The sequence below is a fragment of the Luteibacter yeojuensis genome (assembly GCF_000964085.1).
GTDB classification, from domain to species: domain Bacteria; phylum Pseudomonadota; class Gammaproteobacteria; order Xanthomonadales; family Rhodanobacteraceae; genus Luteibacter; species Luteibacter yeojuensis_A.
The window spans coordinates 1-24,443 of record NZ_JZRB01000020.1; the positions used below are offsets into that span (position 1 = coordinate 1).

General features: G+C 65.0%; 20 protein-coding genes and 4 tRNA genes. 3 read left to right on the forward strand and 21 right to left on the reverse strand.

Annotated elements, in window-relative coordinates:
* Positions 1-80: 80 nt before the first annotated feature.
* The 18 genes from tuf (VI08_RS09945) to VI08_RS10030 form a co-directional block, all read right to left on the reverse strand.
* Positions 81-1,271 carry an elongation factor Tu gene (tuf, locus tag VI08_RS09945; protein ID WP_045829435.1) on the reverse strand — a complete coding sequence of 397 codons (1,191 nt, stop codon included), beginning with the start codon at positions 1,269-1,271 and terminating at the stop codon, positions 81-83.
* Between the two features lie 47 nt (positions 1,272-1,318).
* The gene (fusA, locus tag VI08_RS09950) at positions 1,319-3,448 is read right to left on the reverse strand and encodes an elongation factor G (protein ID WP_045829436.1); all 2,130 of its coding nucleotides are present in this window, start codon (positions 3,446-3,448) and stop codon (positions 1,319-1,321) included.
* Between the two features lie 32 nt (positions 3,449-3,480).
* The gene (gene rpsG, locus VI08_RS09955; RefSeq protein ID WP_045829437.1) at positions 3,481-3,948 is read right to left on the reverse strand and encodes a 30S ribosomal protein S7; all 468 of its coding nucleotides are present in this window, start codon (positions 3,946-3,948) and stop codon (positions 3,481-3,483) included.
* Positions 3,949-3,964: 16 nt separating this feature from the next.
* Positions 3,965-4,339, reverse strand: coding sequence for a 30S ribosomal protein S12 (gene rpsL, locus VI08_RS09960; RefSeq protein ID WP_045829438.1), 375 nt, complete (start codon positions 4,337-4,339; stop codon positions 3,965-3,967).
* Positions 4,340-4,512: 173 nt separating this feature from the next.
* Positions 4,513-8,727, reverse strand: coding sequence for a DNA-directed RNA polymerase subunit beta' (rpoC, locus tag VI08_RS09965; protein ID WP_045829439.1), 4,215 nt, complete (start codon positions 8,725-8,727; stop codon positions 4,513-4,515).
* Between the two features lie 25 nt (positions 8,728-8,752).
* Positions 8,753-12,925 (reverse strand): DNA-directed RNA polymerase subunit beta, encoded by a 4,173-nt coding sequence (gene rpoB, locus VI08_RS09970; protein WP_045829440.1) that lies wholly within the window; start codon positions 12,923-12,925, stop codon positions 8,753-8,755.
* A gap of 246 nt (positions 12,926-13,171) precedes the next feature.
* A complete protein-coding gene (gene rplL, locus VI08_RS09975) occupies positions 13,172-13,543 on the reverse strand; it encodes a 50S ribosomal protein L7/L12 (protein WP_045829441.1) in 372 nt (123 codons plus the stop codon).
* Between the two features lie 49 nt (positions 13,544-13,592).
* Positions 13,593-14,117, reverse strand: a complete 525-nt coding sequence (rplJ, locus tag VI08_RS09980) for a 50S ribosomal protein L10 (RefSeq protein WP_045829442.1) — start codon at positions 14,115-14,117, stop codon at positions 13,593-13,595.
* Between the two features lie 334 nt (positions 14,118-14,451).
* A complete protein-coding gene (rplA, locus tag VI08_RS09985; protein ID WP_045829443.1) occupies positions 14,452-15,159 on the reverse strand; it encodes a 50S ribosomal protein L1 in 708 nt (235 codons plus the stop codon).
* A gap of 3 nt (positions 15,160-15,162) precedes the next feature.
* Positions 15,163-15,591, reverse strand: a complete 429-nt coding sequence (gene rplK, locus VI08_RS09990) for a 50S ribosomal protein L11 (RefSeq protein ID WP_045829444.1) — start codon at positions 15,589-15,591, stop codon at positions 15,163-15,165.
* 192 nt (positions 15,592-15,783) lie between these two features.
* Entirely contained in the window at positions 15,784-16,344 is a 561-nt protein-coding gene (gene nusG / locus VI08_RS09995; protein WP_045829445.1) for a transcription termination/antitermination protein NusG, read from the reverse strand.
* Between the two features lie 8 nt (positions 16,345-16,352).
* On the reverse strand, positions 16,353-16,748 hold the full coding sequence (secE, locus tag VI08_RS10000) for a preprotein translocase subunit SecE (RefSeq protein WP_045829446.1): 396 nt from the start codon (positions 16,746-16,748) through the stop codon (positions 16,353-16,355).
* Positions 16,749-16,761: 13 nt separating this feature from the next.
* Positions 16,762-16,837: transfer RNA gene (locus VI08_RS10005), tRNA-Trp, on the reverse strand.
* Positions 16,838-16,927: 90 nt separating this feature from the next.
* Positions 16,928-18,118, reverse strand: a complete 1,191-nt coding sequence (gene tuf / locus VI08_RS10010) for an elongation factor Tu (RefSeq protein WP_045829447.1) — start codon at positions 18,116-18,118, stop codon at positions 16,928-16,930.
* Positions 18,119-18,181: 63 nt separating this feature from the next.
* Positions 18,182-18,257, reverse strand: a tRNA-Thr gene (locus VI08_RS10015).
* 26 nt (positions 18,258-18,283) lie between these two features.
* A tRNA-Gly gene (locus tag VI08_RS10020) sits at positions 18,284-18,357 on the reverse strand.
* A gap of 18 nt (positions 18,358-18,375) precedes the next feature.
* Positions 18,376-18,461: transfer RNA gene (locus tag VI08_RS10025), tRNA-Tyr, on the reverse strand.
* 205 nt (positions 18,462-18,666) lie between these two features.
* Positions 18,667-19,152: an acyl-CoA thioesterase gene (locus VI08_RS10030; protein WP_045829475.1), complete on the reverse strand. Its 486-nt coding sequence runs from the start codon at positions 19,150-19,152 to the stop codon at positions 18,667-18,669.
* Between the two features lie 104 nt (positions 19,153-19,256).
* Between VI08_RS10030 and VI08_RS10035 the strand changes: the two genes are divergently transcribed.
* Genes VI08_RS10035 through VI08_RS10045 form a run of 3 tightly spaced genes read left to right on the forward strand, consistent with a single transcriptional unit; the run spans position 19,257 to position 21,953 of the window.
* Positions 19,257-21,170 carry a SpoIIE family protein phosphatase gene (locus tag VI08_RS10035; protein WP_045829448.1) on the forward strand — a complete coding sequence of 638 codons (1,914 nt, stop codon included), beginning with the start codon at positions 19,257-19,259 and terminating at the stop codon, positions 21,168-21,170.
* The gene (locus VI08_RS10040) at positions 21,151-21,576 is read left to right on the forward strand and encodes an ATP-binding protein (RefSeq protein WP_052697816.1); all 426 of its coding nucleotides are present in this window, start codon (positions 21,151-21,153) and stop codon (positions 21,574-21,576) included. The genes VI08_RS10035 and VI08_RS10040 overlap by 20 nt, the downstream gene beginning before the upstream one ends.
* Positions 21,573-21,953, forward strand: coding sequence for an STAS domain-containing protein (locus VI08_RS10045; RefSeq protein WP_045829449.1), 381 nt, complete (start codon positions 21,573-21,575; stop codon positions 21,951-21,953). The genes VI08_RS10040 and VI08_RS10045 overlap by 4 nt, the downstream gene beginning before the upstream one ends.
* 35 nt (positions 21,954-21,988) lie before the next feature.
* Here VI08_RS10045 and VI08_RS10050 read toward each other — a convergent pair whose 3' ends face one another.
* The 3 genes from VI08_RS10050 to pth all read right to left on the reverse strand — a co-directional run bounded on the left by VI08_RS10050 (position 21,989) and on the right by pth (position 24,403).
* Complete coding sequence (locus VI08_RS10050) at positions 21,989-22,456, reverse strand: MarR family winged helix-turn-helix transcriptional regulator (protein WP_045829450.1); 468 nt, start codon at positions 22,454-22,456, stop codon at positions 21,989-21,991.
* A 239-nt stretch (positions 22,457-22,695) separates the two neighbouring features.
* The gene (gene ychF, locus VI08_RS10055) at positions 22,696-23,787 is read right to left on the reverse strand and encodes a redox-regulated ATPase YchF (RefSeq protein ID WP_045829451.1); all 1,092 of its coding nucleotides are present in this window, start codon (positions 23,785-23,787) and stop codon (positions 22,696-22,698) included.
* A gap of 37 nt (positions 23,788-23,824) precedes the next feature.
* Positions 23,825-24,403 carry an aminoacyl-tRNA hydrolase gene (gene pth / locus VI08_RS10060; protein ID WP_045829452.1) on the reverse strand — a complete coding sequence of 193 codons (579 nt, stop codon included), beginning with the start codon at positions 24,401-24,403 and terminating at the stop codon, positions 23,825-23,827.
* Positions 24,404-24,443 lie beyond the last annotated feature (40 nt).

The following is a 24,443-nucleotide window of genomic DNA, read 5'->3' on the forward strand; positions in this document are numbered from 1 at the left end:
CCCCGGTAATCCGCGATGAACCAAAAAAAAGGCGGAGACTTTCGTCTCCGCCTCTGGATCCCCCCGCAGGGAGATATCGCTTACGCCGTGACCTTCGAAACCACGCCGGCGCCGACGGTGCGGCCGCCTTCGCGGATCGCGAAGCGCAGGCCTTCGTCCATGGCGATCGGGTGGATCAGGGTGACAGCCATCTTCACGTTGTCGCCCGGCATCACCATTTCCACGCCTTCCGGCAGCTTGATGGCGCCGGTGACGTCGGTGGTGCGGAAGTAGAACTGCGGACGGTAGTTGTTGAAGAACGGGGTGTGACGGCCACCCTCGTCCTTCGACAGCACGTACACCTCGGCTTCGAACTGGGTGTGCGGCTTGATCGTGCCCGGCTTGGCCAGCACCTGGCCGCGCTGCACGTCGTCGCGCTTCAGGCCGCGGAGCAGGAGGCCGGCGTTATCACCCGCCTGGCCCTGGTCGAGCAGCTTGCGGAACATCTCGACGCCCGTGACCGTGGTCTTCTGGGTATCGCGGATGCCGACGACTTCGATTTCTTCGCCAACCTTGATAACGCCACGCTCGATACGACCCGTGACGACGGTGCCGCGGCCCGAGATCGAGAACACGTCTTCGACCGGCATCAGGAAGGTCTTGTCGACGTCGCGCTCCGGCGTCGGGATCCAAGTGTCGAGCGCATCAACGAGGTTGATGATGGCCGGCACGCCGATTTCCGACTGGTCGCCTTCGAGCGCCATGCGCGCCGAACCCTTGATGATCGGGGTCTCGTCGCCCGGGAAGTCGTACTTCGAGAGCAGTTCGCGGACTTCCATCTCGACAAGCTCCATGAGCTCGGCGTCGTCGACCATGTCGGCCTTGTTGAGGAAGACCAGGATGTACGGCACGCCGACCTGGCGCGAGAGCAGGATGTGCTCGCGGGTCTGCGGCATCGGGCCGTCAGCGGCCGAGCACACCAGGATCGCGCCGTCCATCTGGGCGGCACCGGTGATCATGTTCTTGACGTAGTCGGCGTGGCCCGGGCAATCGACGTGCGCGTAGTGGCGCGTGGCCGATTCGTATTCCACGTGGGCGGTCGAGATCGTGATGCCACGAGCCTTCTCTTCCGGCGCCGCGTCGATCGAGCCGTAATCCTTGAATTCACCACCGAAGCGCTCTGCACCGACCTTGGTCAGCGCGGCGGTCAGCGTGGTCTTGCCGTGGTCGACGTGGCCAATGGTGCCGACGTTGACGTGCGGCTTGTTGCGTTCGAACTTGCCCTTTGCCATGACTTGAAACCTCTAAAATACGTTGGATGGTGGAAGAAGAAGCCCTATCAGGACTTCTTCATGACCTCGTCGGCGATGTTCTTCGGCGCCGGCTCGTAGTGGTCGAATTCCATGGTGAACGTGGCGCGGCCCTGCGTCTGCGAGCGCAGCGAGGTGGCGTAGCCGAACATTTCACCCAGCGGGATCATCGCGTTGACGGTCTTGCCCGACGGGGTCTCTTCCTGGCCCGTGAGCATGCCGCGACGACGGCTGATATCGCCCATGACGTCACCGACGTAGTCTTCCGGCGTGACGACCTCGACCTTCATGATCGGCTCGAGCAGCACCGGCTGCGCCTTGGCGAAGCCCTGCTTGAACGCCATGGAGGCGGCGAGCTTGAACGCCATTTCGGACGAGTCGACGTCGTGGTACGAACCGAAAACGAGCTTGACCTTGACGTTGACCACCGGGAAGCCCGCGAGCGGACCGGCCGTGATCGTTTCGCGCAGGCCCTTTTCCACCGACGGGATGAATTCCTTCGGAATCACACCACCCGTGATGTCGTTGATGAACAGGAAGTCGTCCTTGATGCCAGCGGCGAGCTTCTCGTCCGCACGATCGGCGTCGGTGATGGGCGACAGCTCGATCACGACGTGACCGTACTGACCCTTACCACCCGACTGCTTGGCGTGCTTGTAGTCCGACTTGACGTCCGAACCCTGGATCGTTTCGCGGTAGGCCACCTGCGGCTTGCCGACGTTGGCTTCGACGTTGAACTCGCGCTTCATGCGGTCCACCAGGATATCCAGGTGAAGCTCGCCCATGCCCGAGATGATCGTCTGGCCCGACTCTTCGTCCGTACGGACGCGGAACGACGGATCTTCCGCGGCCAGGCGGCCGAGGGCGATACCCATCTTTTCCTGGTCCGACTTGGTCTTCGGCTCAACCGCCATCGAGATCACCGGCTCGGGGAACGACATGCGCTCGAGGGTGATGATGTGGTCCTGCGCGCAGAGCGTGTCACCGGTGGTGACGTCCTTCAGGCCGACCGCAGCGGCGATATCGCCAGCGCGGACTTCCTTCAGTTCGTGACGCTCGTTGGCGTGCATCTGCAGGATGCGGCCAATGCGCTCCTTCTTCGACTTGACCGGGTTGTACACCTGGTCACCGGCGTTCAGCGTGCCCGAGTAGACACGGAAGAACGTCAGGGCGCCGACGAACGGATCGGTCATGATCTTGAACGCGAGGGCCGAGAACGGCGCGTCGTCCTTGGCCGGACGGGTATCCGGCTGCTCGTCTTCGTTCACGCCTTCGACCGGCGGGCGGTCGATGGGCGACGGGAGCAGGTTGACGACGGCGTCGAGCATGGCCTGCACGCCCTTGTTCTTGAACGCGGTGCCGCAGTAGACGGGGATGATCTCGCTCTTCAGCGTGCGCAGGCGCAGGCCTTCGATGATCTCTTCCTCGGAGAGGTCGCCCTCTTCCAGGTACTTCTCCATCATCTCTTCGGTGGCTTCGGCAGCCGCCTCGACCATGAAGCTACGATCGGCAGTCGCCTTCTCGACCAGCTCGGCCGGGATGTCGACGTACTCGAACTTCATGCCCTGGGATTCCATATCCCACTTGATGGCCTTCATCTTGAGCAGGTCGACCACGCCTTCGAAGTTGTCTTCGGCGCCGATCGGCACCTGCATCGGCACCGGGTTGGCGGCGAGGCGGGCCTTCAGCTGGTCGACGACCTTGTAGAAGTTGGCACCCGTGCGGTCCATCTTGTTGACGAACGCGAGGCGCGGCACCTTGTAACGGTTGGCCTGGCGCCACACGGTTTCCGACTGCGGCTGCACACCACCCACGGCGCAAAGCACGAACACCGCGCCATCGAGCACGCGGAGTGAACGCTCCACTTCGATGGTGAAGTCGACGTGCCCCGGGGTATCGATGATGTTGAAGCGGTGCTCGGGAAGCGAACGGTCCATGCCCTTCCAGAACGCCGTGGTGGCGGCGGAAGTGATGGTGATGCCGCGTTCCTGTTCCTGCTCCATCCAGTCCATCGTTGCCGCACCGTCATGCACCTCGCCAATCTTGTGACTGACGCCGGTGTAGAACAGGATGCGCTCCGTGGTCGTGGTCTTGCCGGCATCGATGTGGGCCATGATGCCGAAATTGCGGTAGCGCTCGATGGGAGTGGTGCGTGCCACAGTCTTACCTCAGATCTTGGAAGCTGGGGGGATTACCAGCGGTAATGCGAGAAGGCCTTGTTGGCTTCTGCCATGCGGTGCGTTTCTTCGCGCTTCTTGACGGCGCCGCCACGGGACTCGGAAGCCTCCAGCAGCTCGGCAGCCAGCTTGCGCGGCATCGACGTCTCGCCACGCTTGCGGGCGGCATCGATGACCCAGCGCATGGCAAGCGCCATGCGACGGCCCGGACGGACTTCGACCGGCACCTGGTAGGTCGCACCGCCGACGCGGCGGGACTTCACTTCGACGGCCGGGGCGATGTTGCCCAGGGCCTTTTCGACGAGCTGGACGGGCTCTGCGTGCTTCTCGCCGATGGCCTCGAGGGCACCGTAGACGATGGCTTCAGCGACCGACTTCTTGCCGGACTTCATCACCATGTTGATGAAGCGGGCGATCAGCTGGCTTCCGTGCTTCGGGTCCGGGAGGACGACACGGGCGGGATGGGAACCTTTACGCGACATATTCTGTGTCCTTCACTTAGCCTTTCGGGCGCTTGGCGCCGTACTTCGAGCGCGACTTGCGACGCTTGGTCACGCCCGCGCAGTCGAGGCTGCCGCGAACCGTGTGGTAACGAACACCGGGGAGATCCTTGACGCGACCGCCACGGATCAGGACCACCGAGTGCTCCTGGAGGTTGTGACCTTCGCCACCGATGTAGCTGATGACTTCGAAACCGTTGGTGAGGCGCACCTTGGCAACCTTACGCAGCGCCGAGTTCGGCTTCTTCGGGGTGGTCGTGTAAACGCGCGTGCAGACACCGCGACGCTGCGGGCTGCTCTGCAGGGCCGGCGAGGCGCTCTTGTACGCCTTGGGGCTGCGGGATTTGCGCACCAACTGGTTGACTGTCGTCATGCGAAGCTATTCCTGAGAAACATAAAGGCAGACCGAAGAATCGGCCCGCCGTGTAAGCGATTTTGACGTGCGCCCCCGCACTATGCGGCCGGCACCCATCGTCCCTGAATCCGAACACGAGGCGCATCCGTGCGCCTCATTTCGTATGTACGGGCGAAGCCCGTACAGGAGCCTCACTCGGCGCTATCGTTGGACCCGGCGGGAGCCTCTTCGAACGAGACGGAGGAGCCCGAGCCCTGGAGGGTCTGGAGATCCGCATCCGTCAGGCCGCTCTGGCTACGACGCGAGGCGTGGTAGGCCAGACCCGTACCCGCAGGGATTAGCCGCCCAACAATAACATTTTCCTTCAGGCCACGCAACGTATCACGGGTACCCCGGACCGCGGCCTCGGTAAGGACGCGGGTGGTCTCCTGGAACGAGGCCGCCGAGATGAACGACTCGGTGGCCAGCGAGGCCTTGGTGATGCCCAGCAGCACCGATTCGAACTCGGTAGGACGCTCGCCCCGCTTCTCGGCGCGCTCGTTCTCCTCGTTGATGCGGATGCGCTCGACCTGCTCACCGCGCAGGTAGGTGCTGTCGCCGGCGTCGGTGATCTCGACCTTGCGGAGCATCTGGCGAATGATCGCTTCGATGTGCTTGTCGTTGATCTTCACGCCCTGCAGGCGGTAGACGTCCTGGATTTCCTTGACCAGGTAGCCCGCCAGCGGCTCGACACCCAGCAGGCGCAGGATGTCATGCGGATTCGGCTCGCCGTCGACGACGGTTTCGCCCTTCTCCACGTGCTCGCCTTCGAAGACGATGACCTGGCGCCACTTCGGGATCAGCTCCTCGTGCTCGTTGCCGTCCACGTCCTTGATGATGAGGCGCTGCTTGCCCTTGGTGTCCTTGCCGAAGCTGATGATGCCCGAGCGCTCGGCCAGGATCGCCGGCTCCTTGGGCTTGCGGGCTTCGAACAGATCGGCCACGCGCGGAAGACCACCGGTGATGTCGCGGGTCTTCGACGTTTCCTGCGGGATACGGGCGACGACGTCACCCACGCCCACTTCGGCGCCGTTCTGGATCGAGACGATGGCCCCGGCCGGCAGGAAGTACTGGGCCGCGATATCCGTACCCGGCAGCTTGAGCTCACGGCCCTTGCTGTCTTCCAGGCGGACGATCGGGCGCAGGTCCTTGGCCTGCGTGCCGCGACGCTTCGGATCGGTCACCACCGCCGACTCGAGGCCGGTGAGCTCGTCGGTCTGCGACTGCACGGTCACGCCATCGATGAAGTCAATGAAGCGGACCACGCCGGCCACTTCCGTGACGATCGGGTGGGTATGCGGATCCCAGTTCGCGACGGTCTGGCCGGCCTTGACCGGGTCGCCGTCCTTCACCGTGATGGTCGCGCCGTAGGGCACCTTGTAACGCTCGCGCTCGCGGCCGTTCGCGTCGATGACGCTCACTTCGCCCGAACGCGACACGGCGACCAGGTGGCCCGCCGAGTGCTCGACCGACTTCAGGTTGTTGAACTTCAGCGCGCCGGTGGTGCGGACGGTGACGTTATCCACGGCGGCGGCACGGGAGGCCGCGCCACCGATATGGAACGTACGCATCGTCAGCTGGGTACCCGGCTCACCGATGGACTGCGCGGCGACGACGCCCACGGCCTCACCCATGTTGACCAGGTGGCCACGGGCAAGGTCACGGCCGTAGCACAGGGCGCAGACGCCGTGGCTGGCGCGGCAGGTGATGGGCGAACGCACCTTGATGAGCTGCACGCCGGCCTTGTCGAGCTTGTCGACCAGGCTTTCGTCGAGCAGGGTATCGCGGGTGACGATCGGCTCGTCGCCTTCGCCCGGGGCGTAGACGTCTTCGACGACCGTGCGGCCCAGCACGCGCTCGCGCAGCGGCTCGACCACGTCGCCGCCTTCCACGATCGGCGCCATCATCACGCCGTCTTCGGTGCCGCAATCGTGCTCGGTGATGACCACGTCCTGCGCCACGTCGACGAGGCGACGGGTGAGGTAACCGGAGTTCGCCGTCTTCAGCGCCGTATCCGCGAGGCCCTTGCGGGCGCCGTGGGTGGAGTTGAAGTACTGCAGCACGTTGAGGCCTTCGCGGAAGTTCGCCTTGATGGGCGTCTCGATGATCGAGCCATCCGGGCGGGCCATCAGGCCGCGCATGCCGGCCAGCTGGCGGATCTGGGCCGCGCTACCACGCGCACCCGAGTCAGCCATGATGTACAGCGAGTTCATCGACTTCTGGTTGACCTGCTTGCCCTCGGCGTCGGTCACCTTCTCGGTGCCGATGCCGTCGATCATGGCCTTCGCGACGAGTTCGTTCGTGCGCGACCAGATGTCGACCACCTTGTTGTAGCGCTCGCCCGCGGTGACCAGGCCCGACTGGTACTGCTCCTGGATCTCGACCACTTCCTTCTCGGCTTCCTCGAGGATCGCCTTCTTCTCGGCCGGGATCTTCATGTCGTCGATGCCGATCGAGATACCGGCGCGCGTCGCGAAGCGGAAGCCGGTGTACATCAGCTTATCCGCGAACACAACCGATTCCTTGAGGCCAAGGAGGCGGTAGCTCTGGTTGATGAGGCGCGAGATGTTCTTCTTGGTCAGCTCCGTGTTCACCAGGGCGAACGGGAGGCCTTCCGGGATGATCTCGGCCAGCAGGGCGCGACCAACCGTCGTGTCGACGATCTGGGTGGAGGCGACGCGCTCGCCGGTCTCGGACAGGTTGAAGACGCGCACGCGCACCTTGACCTTGGCGTGCAGCTCGACCGCGCGGTTGTCGTACGCGCGGCGCACTTCGCCGAGGTTCGCGAACACCATGCCGGTGCCCTTCGCGTTCACCAGCTCGCGGGTCATGTAGTACAGGCCGAGCACGACGTCCTGCGACGGCACGATGATCGGCTCGCCGTTCGCCGGCGACAGCACGTTGTTGGACGACATCATGAGCGCGCGGGCTTCGAGCTGCGCCTCGATCGAGAGCGGCACGTGCACGGCCATCTGGTCACCGTCGAAGTCCGCGTTGAACGCGGTACAGACGAGCGGATGCAGCTGGATCGCCTTGCCTTCGATGAGCACCGGCTCGAACGCCTGGATGCCGAGACGGTGCAGCGTGGGCGCACGGTTCAGCATGACCGGGTGTTCGCGGATCACCTCTTCGAGGATGTCCCACACCTGCGACTCTTCGCGCTCGACCAGCTTCTTGGCGGCCTTGATCGTGGTGGCTTCACCACGGGCCTGGAGCTTGGCGAAGATGAAGGGCTTGAACAGCTCGAGCGCCATCTTCTTCGGCAGGCCGCACTGGTGCAGGCGCAGGGTCGGGCCGACCACGATGACCGAACGGCCCGAGTAGTCGACGCGCTTGCCGAGCAGGTTCTGGCGGAAGCGGCCCTGCTTGCCCTTGATCATGTCGGCCAGCGACTTCAGCGCGCGCTTGTTCGTGCCAGTGATGGCACGGCCGCGGCGGCCGTTGTCGAGCAGCGCATCGACCGATTCCTGCAGCATGCGCTTCTCGTTGCGGACGATGATGTCCGGCGCGGCGAGTTCGAGCAGGCGCTTCAGGCGGTTATTACGGTTGATGACACGGCGGTACAGGTCGTTCAGGTCGGACGTGGCGAAACGGCCGCCATCGAGCGGAACCAGCGGACGCAGGTCGGGCGGCAGCACCGGCAGGACGGTCAGCACCATCCACTCCGGCTTGTTGCCGGATTCCAGGAACGCCTCGATCAGCTTCACGCGCTTGGTGAGGCGCTTGAGCTTGGTTTCCGAGTTGGTGGAAGCGATCTCTTCCTTCAGGCGGATGACTTCGCCCGGCAGGTCGAGGCTCTTCAGCAGCTCATAGACGGCCTCGGCACCCATGCGGGCATCGAACTCGTCGCCGTGCTCTTCGGTGGCTTCCAGGTACTGGTCTTCGCTGAGCAGCTGGCCGCGCTCGAGCGCGGTCAGGCCCGGATCGATGACGACGAACGCCTCGAAGTACAGGATGCGCTCGATGTCGCGCAGCGTCATGTCCAGCATGAGGCCGATGCGCGAAGGCAGCGACTTCAGGAACCAGATGTGCGCGGTGGGGCTGGCCAGCTCGATGTGGCCCATGCGCTCGCGACGGACCTTGGCCAGGGTGACCTCGGTGCCGCACTTCTCGCACACCACGCCGCGGTGCTTCATGCGCTTGTACTTGCCGCACAGGCACTCGTAGTCCTTGATGGGACCGAAGATGGCGGCGCAGAACAGGCCATCACGCTCGGGCTTGAACGTGCGGTAGTTGATGGTTTCCGGCTTCTTCACTTCGCCGTACGACCACGAGCGGATCAGCTCCGGCGAAGCCAGGGCGATCTTGATCGCGTCGAAGTCCAGCGTCTGTCGCTGCTGGTTGAACAGATTGAGCAGGTCTTTCATGCGTAATCTCCGATAGCCGCGACGATCACTTGTTGAGCTCTTCGAGCTCGATGTCGATACCGAGCGAGCGGATTTCCTTCACGAGGACGTTGAAGGATTCCGGCATGCCCGCAGCCATTTCGTGGTTGCCGTCGACGATGTTCTTGTACATCTGGTTGCGGCCCTGCACGTCGTCCGACTTGACGGTCAGCATTTCCTGCAGGGTGTACGCCGCGCCGTAGGCTTCGAGCGCCCAGACTTCCATTTCGCCGAAGCGCTGGCCGCCGAACTGCGCCTTGCCGCCCAGCGGCTGCTGGGTGACGAGCGAGTACGGGCCCGTGGAGCGCGCGTGCATCTTGTCGTCGACCAGGTGGTTCAGCTTCAGCATGTGCATGTAGCCGACGGTGACCGGGCGATCGAACGCTTCGCCGGTACGGCCGTCGAACAGCACGGTCTGGCCGGATTCCGGCAGGCCCGCGAGCTTCAGCATGTGCTTGATCTCGTGCTCTTCCGCACCGTCGAACACCGGGGTCGCCATCGGCACGCCGTCGCGGAGGTTATCCGCGAGGTTGACGATTTCGTCGTCCGACATCGAGGCGAGGTCGACCAGGCGCGTGGCACCTTCGGCGCCGGCGTTGCCGTGGTTGTACACCTCGTGCAGGAACTCGCGCAGCTTGGCCGGCTTCTCCTGGGCTTCGATCATCGCGTCGATCTTGTGGCCAAGGCCCTTCGCCGCCCACCCAAGGTGGACTTCGAGGATCTGGCCGATGTTCATACGCGACGGCACGCCGAGCGGGTTCAGCACGATATCGACCGGGCGGCCGTCGGCGGAGAACGGCATGTCCTCGACCGGCACGATCATCGAGACCACGCCCTTGTTACCGTGGCGGCCCGCCATCTTGTCGCCCGGCTGGATGCGGCGCTTCACGGCGAGGTACACCTTGACCATCTTGAGCACGCCCGGGGCGAGGTCGTCGCCCTGGGTGATCTTGCCCTGCTTCTCCTTGAAGCGCTTGTCGAAGGCTTCCTTGTGGCGCTTGACCTGCTCGGCCGCGCGCTCGAGGAACTCCGAGACTTCCTCTTCCTTGACGTTGATCTTGAACCAGTCGTCCTTCTTCAGGCCGTCGAGGTAGGCGTCGTCGATGACGGCGCCGCGCTTGAGGCCGGCCGGGCCGCTCATGGCGCTCTTGCCGACGAGCTGCGTGCGCATGCGGGCGTAGATGGCGCCCTCGAGGATGCGGAACTGGTCGTCAAGATCCTTGCGGATGCGCTTGAGTTCGGTTTCCTCGATCTGCTTGGCGCGCTTGTCCTTCTCGATGCCGTCGCGGGTGAAGACCTGCACGTCGATGACATTGCCGTCCATGCCCGGGGGCACGCGCAGCGAGCTGTCCTTCACGTCCGAGGCCTTCTCGCCGAAGATGGCGCGCAGGAGCTTTTCTTCCGGGGTGAGCTGGCTTTCGCCCTTCGGCGTGACCTTGCCGACGAGGATGTCGCCCGCCTTCACTTCCGCACCGATGTAGACGATGCCGCTCTCGTCGAGGCGGGCCAGGGCCTGCTCGCCGACGTTCGGGATGTCCGCGGTGATTTCCTCGGCGCCCAGCTTCGTGTCACGGGCGATGCAGGTGAGCTCCTCGATGTGGATCGAGGTGTAGCGGTCTTCCTGCACGACGCGCTCGGAGATGAGGATCGAGTCTTCGAAGTTGTAGCCGTTCCACGGCATGAAGGCGACGAGCATGTTCTGGCCGAGCGCAAGCTCGCCCAGGTCGGTCGACGAACCGTCGGCCAGCGTATCGCCCACGGCCACCACGTCACCCACGTTCACCAGCGGGCGCTGGTTGAGGTTGGTGTTCTGGTTGGAGCGGGTGTACTTGGTCAGCGTGTAGATATCGACGCCGGCATCGTCGTCGCCCACTTCGGCTTCGTTGACGCGCACGACGATACGGGCGGCATCGACCTGGTCGATGACACCGCCGCGCTTGGCGGACACGGTGACGCCCGAGTCGCGCGCCACGGCGCGCTCGATGCCCGTGCCGACGAGCGGCTTCTGGCTGCGCAGCGTGGGCACGGCCTGGCGCTGCATGTTCGCGCCCATGAGCGCGCGGTTCGCGTCATCGTGCTCGAGGAACGGCACGAGCGCCGCCGCCACCGACACCGTCTGCATGGGCGAGACGTCCATGTAGTTGATCTCGGCCGACGGGCGCAGCTCGGACTCACCGCGGAAGCGGCAGGACACGAAGTCTTCGAGGAACTTGCCTTCCTTCGAGAGCGGCGAGTTCGCCTGCGCGATGACGTGGTCGCCCTCTTCGATCGCCGACAGGTAATCGACCTTGTCGGTGACCTTGCCGTTCTCGACCTTGCGGTACGGCGTCTCGAGGAAGCCGTAGGCGTTGGTGCGGGCGTACACGGCCAGCGAGTTGATCAGGCCGATGTTCGGGCCTTCCGGCGTTTCGATGGTGCAGACGCGGCCGTAATGGGTCGGGTGCACGTCGCGCACTTCGAAGCCGGCGCGCTCGCGGGTCAGGCCGCCCGGGCCAAGGGCCGAGACGCGGCGCTTGTGGGTGACTTCCGACAGCGGGTTGTTCTGGTCCATGAACTGCGAAAGCTGCGACGACCCGAAGAACTCCTTCACCGCGGCCGCGACGGGCTTGGCGTTGATGAGTTCCTGCGGGGTGAGGCCTTCGGATTCAGCCAGCGACAGGCGCTCGCGCACCGCGCGCTCGACGCGGACGAGGCCGATGCGGAAGGTGTTCTCCGCCATTTCGCCGACCGAACGCACGCGACGGTTGCCCAGGTGGTCGATATCGTCGACCGTCCCGATGCCGTTGCGGATGTCGATGAGCACGCGCAGCACGTCGAGCACGTCGGAGGTTTCGCCCAGCTCGCTGATGAGCTGCTGGCAGGCTTCTTCCTTGCGGTCGCTGAAGTACTTGTGGTCGTACAGCACGCCCGGGCCGATGACGTCCTTGCGGCCGACGCGGCGGTTGAACTTCATGCGGCCCACGGCCGAGAGGTCGTAGCGGTCGAAGGTGAAGAACAGGTTGAAGAACAGGTTCTGCGCGGCGTCCTTGGTGGGCGGCTCGCCCGGGCGCATCATGCGGTAGATTTCGACCAGGGCCTCGAGCTGCGTGCGCGTGTTGTCGATGCGCAGCGTGTTCGAGATGTAGGCGCCGCGGTCGAGGTCGTTCACGTACAGCGTCGGCACGGTTTCGATGCCGGCCTTGCGGAAGTGCTCGAGGTGCTCGAGGGTGAGCTCGTCGTTGGCCGCGGCGATGACTTCGCCGGTGTCCTTGTCGATCATGTCGATGGCCACGATGCGGCCCACCGGGTAGTCGTCGGGGACTTCCAGCGTCGCGATCTTCTCGTTGGCCAGCTGGCGCACGTGGCGCGCCGTGATGCGCTTGCCGGCTTCGACCAGCACCTTGCCATCGACCACGAGGTCGAACGACAGGGTTTCACCGCGCAGGCGCTCGGCGACCAGGTCGAGGGTGACGGCACCCTTCTTGCCCAGGTGGAACACGTTGTGCTCGAAGAAGATGCTGAGCATCTCTTCGTTGGTGTAGCCCAGCGCGCGGAGCAGCACCGTGACCGGCAGCTTGCGGCGGCGGTCGATACGGGTGAACAGGGCATCCTTCGGGTCGAACTCGAAGTCGAGCCACGAGCCGCGGTAAGGGATGACGCGCGCGGAGAACAGCAGCTTGCCCGAGCTGTGCGTCTTGCCACGGTCGTGGTCGAAGAACACGCCCGGCGAACGGTGCAGCTGCGAGACGATGACGCGCTCGGTGCCGTTGATGATGAAGGTGCCGGTATCGGTCATGAGCGGAATTTCGCCCATGTAGACCTCCTGCTCCTTCACGTACTTGACGGCCTTCTTCGACGCCGGGCTGTCCTTGTCGTAGATGACAAGGCGCACGGTGGCGCGCAGCGGGGCGCCGAACGTCATGCCGCGGTTGCGGCACTCGCGCTCGTCGAACGCCGGCTCGCCCAGGCGGTAGTCGACGTATTCCAGCGCGGCGTTACCCGAGTAGCTGGAGATGGGGAACACGGACTTGAGGGCCGCATGCAGGCCCTTGTCCTCGCGCGACTTGGGCGCGGTGTGCTCCTGGAGGAATTCCTTGTACGAGTCGGTCTGGATCGTCAGCAGGTTGGGCACGCCCAGCACGGGGGGCCGCTTGCCGAAATCCTTGCGGATGCGCTTCTTCTCGGTAAACGAGTAGGTCATGGGTGTTACCGCCTCGGTCTTGTAGTTGCCGGCACCGTCGTGCCAGCTAAAGGTGAATCGAAAATCGGAGATCGGGATTCGAACCGCGGAGCCCCGGCGTGGCGGCTCTCGAATCGCGATGTCCCATTTCCGACGGTTTGGAACAGGGGACAACGACACACAGCTTTGGAACGGCCAAAGCCCGGGGGCTTTCGCCCCCAGGCCTGGCATGACGCTAAGTCAAACTCGGGGCGCGCAAGGCGCCAATTACTTGAGTTCGACCGTGGCGCCGGCGGCTTCCAGATCCTTCTTGAACTTGGCTGCGTCTTCCTTCGAAGCAGCTTCCTTCACGACGCCACCGGCTTCGGTGAGGTCCTTGGCTTCCTTCAGGCCCAGGCCGGTGATGGCGCGGACGGCCTTGATCACGTCGACCTTCTTGTCGCCAGCGGACTTGAGGATGACGTCGAACTCGGTCTGCTCTTCGACGGCAGCGGCCGGGCCAGCGGCGGCGGCAGCGGCAACCGGGGCGGCAGCGGAGACGCCGAAGGTGTCTTCGATCGACTTCACCAGTTCCATGATTTCCGTCAGGGACTTGGCCTTGATGGCTTCAACGATCTGTTCGGTGGTCAGGGTGGACATTGTTTCTTACCTTCTGAAATGGGTTTCGATGAGAAAAGAGTCAGCGAGATCAGGCTTCAGCCGGGGCTTCGGCGGCGACTTCGCCACCACCCTGCTTGTCCGCGACGGCCTTGATGGCGCGCGCGAACATCGTGACCGGCTCGGCCAGCACGCGGGCCAGCATGGAAAGCGCTTCTTCGCGGGTCGGCAGCGAGGCCAGCACGTCGACGTGCCTGGCATCGAACAGCTTGCCTTCGATGGAAACGACCTTCGGCTTGAGCTTTTCGTTGGTCTTCGCGAATTCCTTGATCAGGCGGCCAGCGGCGCCCGGTTCCTCGGTCGAGAACGCGTACAGCAGCGGACCGGTGAGGGCGTCGGCGACGACCTCGAACTCGGTACCGGCAACGGCGCGTGCGGCGAGCGTGTTCTTGACAACCTTAAGGAACACGCCCGATTCACGGGCCTTCTTGCGCATCGCGGTCATCTGCGAGACCGTGGTGCCTGCGTATTCGGCAGCAACCAAGGAGTGAGCCTTCGCGGCGACCTCAGCGAGCTCTGCGACTACTTCTTGCTTCTGAGACAGATTGAGAGCCATTGCACTCCTCCAATTGAATTCCGCTTACGACTCCTGCCGCTTGCGGTCCTGGGCGACATCATCCTGACGTCGGGGACGGTCTGCGTCCCGGGGGTGGTGGCCTTTCCAGAGTCGAAACGATTCCAGAAGGGGCTGCACCATCTACGCCGGCTGGGCTTGTGGCCCGATTAAGCGAACCCGCTAGCGATGACGGCGGTTCCTTGCCAACACGAGCTCCCTGCTCGTCGCCATCGCGCGCTGATCGCGCCTGCGGTCTTTGACGGCTGCCCGGTGTTGCAACCGGGCTGCCCTCAAAAACGTGCCCCCGCCGGCAAGCCGACGGGGGTCGTAACACTTACTTGGCCGATGCGTTCACGGTCGAGGTATCGACCGGCACGCCAACGCCCATGGTGCTCGACAGCGCAACCTTCTGGATGTACTGGCCCTTCGCAGCCGACGGCTTGGCCTTCAGCAGGTCGCCCAGCAGCGCGTTGAGGTTGTCAGCCAGCTGGGCAGCGTCGAAGCTGGCCTTGCCGATGGTGGCGTGGATGATGCCGCCCTTGTCGTTGCGGAACTTCACCTGGCCGGCCTTGGCGTTCTTGACGGCCGTGGCGACGTCGGCGGTGACCGAGCCGTCCTTCGGGTTCGGCATGAGGCCACGGGGGCCGAGCACCTGGCCGAGCTTACCGACGACGCGCATGGCATCCGGCGTGGCGATGACGCGGCCGTAGTTCAGGTCGCCAGCGGCCATCTTCTCGGCGAGGTCGTCCATGCCGACGGCATCGGCGCCAGCGGCGAGCGCGGCGTCGGCCTTTTCACCGGCCGGCACGAACACGGCGACGCGAACCGTCTTGCCGGTGCCGTGCGGCAGCAGCGACGAGCCACGGACACCCTGGTCGGACTTCTTGGCGTCGATGCCGAGGCGGACGGAGACGTCCACGGACTCGGCGAACTTGGCCTTGGCGTTGTCCTTGACGATCTTGAGGGCTTCGTCGAGGGAGTAGGTCTTGCCCGGCTGCACGGCGGCGGCCGCGGCCTTCATACGCTTGGTGATCTTTGCCATGTCTTAACCCTCCACCACCAGACCCATGGAACGCGCGCTGCCGGCGATGGTACGCACGGCGGCATCCAGATCAGCAGCCGTGAGATCCGGCTCCTTCTGCTTCGCGATTTCCTCGAGCTGGGCGCGGGTGACCTTGCCCACCTTGTCGGTGTTCGGCTTCTGCGAACCCTTGGCGACGCCCGTGATCTTCTTGAGGAGGATCGAGGCCGGCGGGGTCTTCGTGATGAAGGTGAAGGTACGGTCCGAGTAGGCCGTGATCACGACCGGGATCGGGAGACCCGGCTCGAGCTTCTGCGTGGCGGCATTGAACGCCTTGCAGAACTCCATGATGTTGAGGCCGCGCTGGCCGAGGGCGGGGCCCACCGGCGGCGACGGGTTGGCCTGGCCGGCCTTCACCTGCAACTTGATGTAACCAATGACTTTCTTTGCCATTTTAGTTTCCTCGCGAGTGCTGGCGCCTTGCGGCTCCTCGCTGTTGGCCATCCCTGGGTGTGATGGAGCCCGCGCCTGCGGACCCCTTAAACACGGGCACGCCGGAGCACAAGGCTCCAGCGTGAACCGGGCATTATAGGCACTTCACACGGCTTATGCAAACGCCGTGCCGTTGGGGCCGTGGAACTGGCCTCAGGCCTTCTCGACCTGGCCGAACTCGAGCTCGACCGGGGTGGAACGACCGAAAATGAGCACCGCGACGCGCAGGCGGCTCTTTTCGTAGTTGACCTCTTCGACCACGCCGTTGAAGTCGTTGAACGGACCATCGGTGACGCGGACCATCTCGCCCGGCTCGAAGAGGACCTTCGGGCGGGGCTTCTCGACACCCTCGCGGACGCGGCTGAGGATGGCGTCGGCCTCGGTATCGCGGATGGGGTGCGGGCGATCGGCGGTGCCGCCGATGAAACCCATGACCTTCGGGGTTTCCTTCACCAGATGCCAGCACTCGTCGTCGATACGCGGGGTTTTGCCGCTGGTATCGGTCTCGATCTGGACCAGGACGTAGCCCGGGAAGAACTTGCGCTCGCTGCGGCGCTTCTGGCCACCGCGCATCTCGATGACTTCCTCGGTCGGAACCAGGATCTCACCGAACTTCTCTTCCATGGCCTCGCGCTTGACGCGCTCTTCGAGGGCCTTGCGAACCTGCTGCTCGAACCCCGAATAGGCGTGAACGACGTACCAACGTTTGCTCATGCCTTACCTCAATGTCCGAGCTTGAGCAGCCAATCGAGCACCACCGACTTCAACAGCCAGTCGATGAGCCCCATCAGCAGCGAAAGGATGATGACGACCACGATGATGATACCGGTGGTCTTCAGCGTTTCGTCGCGCGACGGCCAGACGACCTTGCGCAACTCGAACTGCGATTCGGAAAGGAACCCGCGCAGCTTACGGCCCGGGGCCGTGAAGGCGCCGATCGCCAGGGCGGCGACGACGGCGACGACAACGCCAAGGCCGCGCGCGATGGCGGGCACGTTCGGGTTATCGCCGTAGTAATAGAAACCGGTGATGCCGGCCGCGAGCACGATGAAGGCAAGCAGCAGCTTACCGATGTCGGCAGGGCTCGTGCCCTTGGCTTCTTGTGCCTTCGTGTTCATGCGTGCTCGAAAGTGGCACGCCAGGAGGGACTCGAACCCCCAACCTGCGGTTTTGGAGACCGCTGCTCTGCCAATTGAGCTACTGGCGTACAGGTGAAACGTTGAACCACAGGGGCGGCCGATCATGGACCGGGCCGCCCGTGGCGGAAGGCCAGCCCCAGGGGGCTGGCTTCACAAGCTTACTTGGTGATCTTGGCCACGACGCCGGCGCCGACGGTGCGGCCACCTTCGCGGATGGCGAAGCGCAGGCCTTCGTCCATGGCGATCGGCTTCAGGAGCTGGACGTGCATCTTCACGTTATCGCCCGGCATCACCATTTCCACGCCCTCCGGCAGCTGGCAGGCGCCAGTGACGTCGGTGGTGCGGAAATAGAACTGCGGACGGTAGTTGTTGAAGAACGGGGTGTGACGACCACCCTCTTCCTTCGACAGCACGTACACCTCGGCGTCGAAATCGGTGTGCGGCTTGATCGTGCCCGGCTTGGACAGGACCTGGCCACGCTCCACGTCTTCACGCTTCAGGCCGCGAACCAGCACGCCGACGTTGTCGCCAGCCTGGCCCTGGTCGAGCAGCTTGCGGAACATCTCCACACCGGTGACGGTGGTGGCGACCGTGTCCTTCAGGCCCACGACTTCGGCGGCGTCGCCGACCTTGATGATGCCGCGCTCGACGCGACCGGTAAGCACCGTGCCGCGGCCCGAGATCGAGAACACGTCTTCGACCGGCAGGAGGAACGGCTTGTCGATGTCGCGCTCCGGCTCCGGGATCCAGGTGTCGAGGGCGTCGACGAGCTTGATGATGGCCGGCACGCCGATTTCCGACTGGTCGCCTTCGAGGGCGAGACGGGCCGAACCCGAGATGATCGGGGTATCGTCGCCCGGGAACTCGTACTTCGAGAGGAGTTCACGAACTTCCATCTCGACGAGCTCGAGGAGCTCGGCGTCGTCGACCATGTCGGCCTTGTTCAGGAACACGACGATGTACGGCACGCCGACCTGGCGCGAGAGCAGGATGTGCTCGCGGGTCTGCGGCATCGGGCCATCGGCGGCCGAGCACACGAGGATCGCGCCGTCCATCTGGGCGGCACCGGTGATCATGTTCTTGACGTAGTCAGCATGGCCCGGGCAATCGACGTGGCCGTAGTGGCGGGTCGGCGATTCGTATTCGACGTGGGCGGTCGAGATCGTGATGCCACGCGCCTTTTCTTCCGGCGCCGCGTCGATCGAACCGTAGTCCTTGAACTCACCACCGAAACGCTCGGCACCGACCTTGGTCAGCGCGGCGGTCAGCGTGGTCTTGCCGTGGTCGACGTGACCGATGGTGCCGACGTTGACGTGCGGCTTGGTGCGTTCGAACTTACCCTTTGCCATGAGCCGTAAACTCCGCTGGAGTCAAAAATAGAAGGAAAAATGAACCGTCAAAATATGACGAGATGGTGCTCATGACTGGAATCGAACCAGCGACCTCTTCCTTACCAAGGAAGTGCTCTACCGACTGAGCTACATGAGCACGAGACGCAATGCGCGGAGGATCAATGGAGCGGGAGACGGGAATCGAACCCGCACAATCAGCTTGGAAGGCTGAAGTTCTACCATTGAACTACTCCCGCACTACGCGGAACTCGTAATGGTGGAGGAAGGTGGATTCGAACCACCGAAGGCGTAAGCCAGCAGATTTACAGTCTGCCCCCGTTGGCCGCTTGGGTATTCCTCCAACAAAGAACGCCTATTGTCGCGAGCACCCCGGAAACTGTCAACATCTTCCGCACGTTGAAAACACATGCGACGACGGGTTCCGAAGGCCCGGACAACACCCCGCCGGTACGGGTGGCCGGCGGGTGGGCCGCGAACTATACAGGGGTGTTATGCGGTTGTGAATAGCGCATCGCCTGCAAGCAGGCTCCCACAGGAGAAGGCGCTCAGGTTTCGCGGGTTTTCTGTACCAGGGGCTCCATGGCGCGGGACATCTCCATGAGCTTCAGGGCGTACTCCTGCAGCCGCAGGTCGCGCTCCTCCACCGGCACCCACGGGGGCACCGGCGTGGGCTTGCCGCCATCAGGCTTGTCCATGGCCACGAAGACCATGACGCAGCTCGTGGCCAGGCGCGGCTCGCCGCTGCGCAGGTCCTTCGCTAGCACGTCCACGGCCAGGTGCATGCTGGAGGTGCCGGTGTGGATGAGGCGGGCCCGCACCGTGACCAGGTCGCCGATGAGGATGGGCGCAAGGAACTGGATGCCGCTGACCGAGACCGTGACGCAATAGGCCCCGCTCCAGCCCACGGCGCAGGCGTAGCCGGCCTGGTCGATCCACTTCATGACCATGCCGCCGTGCACCTTGCCACCGAAATTCACGTCGGTCGGCTGGGCCAGGAATCGGAATTCAACATCGCGCTGGGAGCCGGGCATGCCCTTACCTTGCTGGGGGAAGACGCCCATTATGGCCTCCGGACAGCTTGTCGCCACGCCCCGGGCGGCATAGATTCGCGGTAACCCTCCCCCTGGAGCCGCCCGTGGTCCTACGCAGCGTCGCATCGCGGCTGGCCCTGGGCGTCCTCGTGGGCTCGGCCGCCGTGCTCGTCATCACGGGCGGCCTGCTGCTCACCCACACCCGCGACCAGATGCTGCGGCAGACCGAGCGCGAGGCCGCCGCCGTCGCCGACGCCGCCGCCACGCGCATCCAGGGCCGCATCGACAGCGTCGCCAAGGTGGCCCAGGTGGTGGCCGGCGTGCTGGGTACCCGCCGCGACCAGGCGCCCTCGGTGATCCACGACGTGCTGGCCGTGAACCCCGAGCTCGTCGACGTCAGCGCCGCCTTCATCCCCCGGGACGTGAACCACCTGCGCCCGGAGGACGCCCCGGTAGCCCGCCGCGATGCCAACGGCACGCTCGTCGCCAGCGACCGCCTGGCCGACCCGGAGCCCTACTGGAGCGCCCCGTGGTTCGTCCGCGGGCTCAACTGCGACCATGGCTGCTGGCAGCCGCCGTTCCGCTCCGCGGCCCACAACGAAACGCTGATCGGCTATTCCGTGGCCATCCCGGGCAAGGACGTGCCCGTCATCGGCGTCACCGACGCCACGATCAGCCTGGGCTGGCTGCAGACCCTGCTCGGCGACCTCACCAAGCCCGACCACGCCTCGGCGTTCGTGGCCGACGCCAATGGCGAGTTCCTCGCCCACGACTGGCGCTCGTACATCGGCACGCGCGGCAGCAAGCCACTGCTGGATGCCATCGCCCGCAAGCAGAACCCCGTGCGCATCACGCCGGAGGACGGCGGGCGGGTCAGCGAGCCCGTCTGGGTGTACTTCGTGCCCGTGAAGGGCACGCGCTGGGTGTTCGGCCTCAGCATGCCCGAGCGCCGCGTGCTGGCCGACCTGCGCCGCACCTACCTGGTCGATGGCCTGCTGGGCGTGCTCGCCCTCGTCGGCGTGGCCATCATCACGCTGGTGATCACGCGGCGGCTCATGGCGCCGCTGAAGGTCCTGGCCAACCGCGCCGAGGACGTGGCCCGCGGCGACCTCGACTTCGAATTGCCGGAAGTGCGCCGCGACGACGACGTGGGCCGCCTCACCCGCGCCTTCGACCAGATGCGCCACCAACTGGCCGGCCACATCGAGACCGGCCAGCGCATCGCGCGCGACCAGGCCCGCATGGCCAGCGAGCTGGAGATCGCGCGTCAGATCCAGCTGGCGCTGATCCCCGAGGCGCACTGGCTGGCCGAAGACGGCCGCCTTGAAGTGCACGCCGCGCTACGTCCTGCCAGCGCGGTGGGCGGCGACCTGTACGTGTATTTCACGCTCGGCGCCAGGCACGTCTGCGTGATGGTGGGCGATGTCTCCGACAAAGGCATCCCCGCCGCGCTCTTCATGGCGCGCACCATCACGCTGGCCCGCACCATCGCCACCCACGCGCGCTCGCCCAGCGATATCCTCGGCGCCCTCAACCGCGAGCTATGCAAGGGCAACGACACCTGCATGTTCGTCACGCTGCTCTGCGGCGTCATCGAAACCGAAACGGGCCTGCTGTCGCTCGCCAGCGCGGGCCACGAGCAACCGGTGCTGCACGCCGGCGGCAGCGCCATCCTCGTCGACGTGGAAACCGGCCCCGCGCTCGGCCTCGACCGCGAAGCGCGCTACCCTGTACGCGTACTTTCGTTGCTGGGGGGCGACACCTTGCTCATGTACACCGACGGCGTCAGCGAAGCCCATGCGGGCAACCAGCGCCTGTATGGCACCCACGCGCTGCTCGACAGCGTGGCGCGCATCGACGAGGGCGCCAACCCCGGCACCTACGTGGAACGCGTGCTGGAAGACGTGGACGCCTACACCAGCGGCGCGCCCGCTTACGACGATATCGCCCTGCTCGCCCTCACGTGGCACGACACGGGGGCCGAGGGAGCACGTATCCATGCGGCTGTGCATTCCTAACCGCCTCGAGGACGTGTTCCAGGCACTGGAGCACGCCGACACCACGCTGGGCCGCGCGGAGGTCGACGACGCCTGCCGCGCCGACGTGCGCCTGGTGCTCGAGGAGCTGCTGGTGAACACCGTGCGCCACGGCTACCCCGACGGCCGCCGCGGCACCATCGAGATCAAGCTCGAAGCCCGCACCGACGCCGTGCGCCTGGAACTGCGCGACGACGGCCAGCCCTTCAATCCGCTGGAACAGGAACCGCCCGACCTGCCCGGCGACCTCGCCGACCGCGAGGTCGGCGGCCTGGGCCTGCACCTGGCGCGCAGCATCGCCTCCGGTTTCGAATACGCGCGGGACGCACGCGGCAACCGCGTCGTCGTCCGCTTCGACCCCTCCCCGCCTGACGAGCCCACCCCATGACATTGATCGTCCGCAATGAAAGCCCGACGCCGGAGCGCAGCACCGTGTGGCTGGAAGGCAGCCTCGACGCCAACTCATTCAGTGATTTCGACGAAACCATGCGCGATATCACCCCCCTGGTCGACAACGGCGGCACCCTGGTGCTCGACCTCTCGCAGCTGAACTACATCAGCAGCGCCGGCCTGCGCAGCCTCGCGCAGCTGCGCAAGCAGATGCACGACCGCGGCGGCCGCACGCTCCTCCTGAACCCGCAGCCACAGGTGAAGAAGGTCTTCGATATCGTGAAGGCCGTGCCGGTGAAGGAGGTGTTCGCCAGCATCGCGGAGCTGGACCAGTACCTCGACCATATCCAGCGGTCGGTGACTGGGCAGGGCTGAGAGCCCTTGTAGGAGCGCGCTTGCGCGCGATGCTCTTACTTAGCAGCGTCAGAGAGGTTCGAGCGCAGCATCTCAAGCTGCGCCTTCAACCCACCCAACGTCTCCACATCGCAATCCATCGCGCAGAACAGATCGACAGGCACGTCGGCCGCCTTCGCCTGCAGCGCCCTGCCCTCGTCGGTAAGCGTGACGATGACCTGGCGCTCGTCCTGCGTGCTGCGGTTGCGCGCGACAAGACCCGCGGCCTGCAGCCGCTTCAGAAGCGGCGTGAGCGTGGCCGAATCCAGGAACAACTTGTCGCCCAGCTCCGAGACCGTGACGCCATCGCGCTCCCAGAGCACCAGCATCACGAGGTATTGCGGGTAGGTGAGGTCGAGCTTCGCCAGCAGCTGGCGGTAGACCTTGCCCATGGCCAGGTTGGCCGAGTACAGCGCGAAGCACAGCTGCCCGTCGAGGGTGCGGGGAGGCTGGATGCCGCTATCCTTGGTTTCTTTCGTGGCCATGGGCCGAATGTAGGGACGGGCTAATTCAATTGCAAGCGATTGAATTGTGTCGCAGAACGGCGTGCCAGCCTGAGGCGGCGCGAGCCGCTGGATGCATGCATTCGCGTTAGCGGATGAACCGATAAAAAAAACCGGCTTGCGCCGGTTTTTTTTAAGAGCATCGCGCGCAAGCGCGCTCCCACCAGGTTCTTCCCCCATAGGGCATCTCCCCCAAAAGGGGTTCCCCAGGGATGAGTGGCTTAGACGTTGAAGCGGAAGTGGAGGACGTCGCCTTCCTTCACGAGGTAGTCCTTGCCCTCGAGGCGGAGGCGGCCGGCTTCCTTCGCGCCCTGCTCGCCGTTGTACTTGATGTAGTCGTCGTAGCCGACGGTCTCGGCGCGGATGAAACCGCGTTCGAAGTCGGTGTGGATGACGCCGGCGGCCTGCGGCGCCGTGGAGCCGGCGCGGACCTGCCACGCGCGGACCTCCTTTTCGCCCGCCGTGAAATACGTCTGCAGGCCGAGCAGCTTGTAGCCGGCGCGGATGACGCGGTTCAGGCCCGGCTCGTCGAGGCCCATGCTCTGCAGGAATTCGTCGCGCTCGGCGTCGTCCAGCTGCGAGAGCTCTTCCTCGATGGCGGCACACACCGGCACCACCTCGGCGCCTTCTTCCAGCGCGCGGGCGCGGACGGCGTCGAGGTGCGGATTATTTTCGAAGCCATCCTCCGCCACGTTGGCGATGTACATCAGCGGCTTCATGGTGATGAGGAACATGTCGCGGACCAGCGCCTTTTCCTCGGCATCGAGGCCGGCGGTGCGCGCGCTGCGGCCCTGGTCGAGTACCTTGGCCAGCTTCTCGAGCACCGGCTTGCGGGCCAGCGCGTCCTTGTCGTTGGCCTTGGCCGAACGCGTGGCGCGGTCGAGGGCCTTCAGCACCGACTCCAGGTCGGCCAGCGCCAGCTCGGTATCGATGGTTTCGATATCGGAGATGGGGTCGACCTTGTTGGCCACGTGGATGATGTTGCCGTCTTCGAAGCAACGCACGACGTGCGCGATGGCGTCGGTCTCGCGGATGTGCGCGAGGAACTTGTTGCCCAGGCCCTCACCCTTCGAGGCACCGGCGACGAGGCCGGCGATGTCCACGAATTCCATGGTGGTGGGGATGATCTTCTGCGGCTTGACGATGGCCGACAGCGCCTCGAGGCGCGGATCGGGCACCGGCACGATGCCGGTGTTCGGCTCGATGGTGCAGAACGGGAAGTTGGCCGAGGCGATGCCCGCCTTCGTCAGCGCGTTGAACAGGGTGGACTTGCCGACGTTAGGCAGGCCGACGATGCCGCATTTGATGCCCATGGCGAACTTCTCTGTATCCGGTAGGTGTTGGGTAGGGTCAGGCGGCGGTGTGCAGGCGTTTCATCGCCTCTTCGAACTTGCCTTCCTGCGCCAGCGGCAGCACGTCGAACGCGCGCCCGATGCCGTGCATGATGGCGTCCTCGTCGGCCGCGTTGGGCCGGCCGAGCACCCACGGGGTGACCTTGTCCTTGCTGCCCGGGTGGCCGATGCCGACCCGTAGCCGATGGAACTTGCCGTGGCCCAGGTGGGCCATGATGTCGCGCAAACCGTTCTGGCCGCCGTGGCCGCCATCGAACTTCATGCGGACGGTGCCGGGGGAAAGATCGAGCTCGTCGTGGGCGACGAGGCATTCCTCCGGCGCGATCTTGTAGTAGCGCAGCGCCGATGCGACGGCGATGCCGCTCTTGTTCATGAACGTGGCCGGCTTCAGCAGCCACACACTTTCGCCGCCGATGCCCACCTTGCAGCTTTCGCCGTGCAGCTTGCCATCGAACGACCAGCGCCCGCCCTTCTCCATGGCCAGCGCATCGACACACCAGAACCCGGCGTTGTGCCGGGTCCTGACGTATTCGGCCCCGGGGTTACCGAGGCCGACGATAAGACGGATGGACGCCATGGAAGGGGCACGGTGGGCGACCCGCGCGCGGGGGCGCGGG